This is a genomic window from Oceanicaulis sp. UBA2681, from assembly GCF_002354675.1.
In the GTDB taxonomy this organism is placed as follows: Bacteria; Pseudomonadota; Alphaproteobacteria; order Caulobacterales; family Maricaulaceae; genus Oceanicaulis; species Oceanicaulis alexandrii.
Genome location: NZ_DEMB01000012.1, coordinates 212,792 through 213,262, shown reverse-complemented (window position 1 = coordinate 213,262; position 471 = coordinate 212,792). Strand labels below are relative to the sequence as shown.

Genomic DNA, 471 nt, shown 5'->3' with positions numbered 1-471 from the left:
ACTGCAGCCGCATCGCGTGCGCTGGTCGTGTTGATCAGGGCGGGCTCGGATTCACGGGGCGGGGTTCGATATAAATCAGCGAGATATCCCGCACCGCCTGCAATGTCAGCGACCATGGCGCACCTCTGCACAACTGGGTTCACCCAAGAGCATACACGCCAGACGGCCTGATGTTTCGCCTGACAGGGGATAGTGCTTTCCAACCGGTTAACAGGCGGGCGCAAAAAAAGCCCCGAAGCAGGGGCTCCGGGGCTTCTCAATCAGGTCTTGGAAGTGAAGCCTAGCCTTCGCTGGCGTCGTCCTCATCCATCAGCTCTTCCATCAGGAAGGTGTATTCGAGCGCCAGACGGCGCGCGCTTTCCTGAAGGTTGGCGGCGGCGGAGTGACCACCCTCCATGTTTTCATAATAGAGGACATCCTGATCCATCTCATTGAGAAGATAGGCCAGTTTGCGAGCATGGCCGGGATGCA

1 protein-coding gene is annotated in these 471 nt (G+C 58.4%); it reads right to left on the bottom strand.

Going from position 1 to position 471, the window contains the following annotated elements:
* Positions 1 to 280 precede the first annotated feature (280 nt).
* On the bottom strand, positions 281 to 471 hold a 191-nt coding region (locus tag B3M53_RS10545; RefSeq protein WP_286800374.1), incomplete at its 5' end, for a hypothetical protein.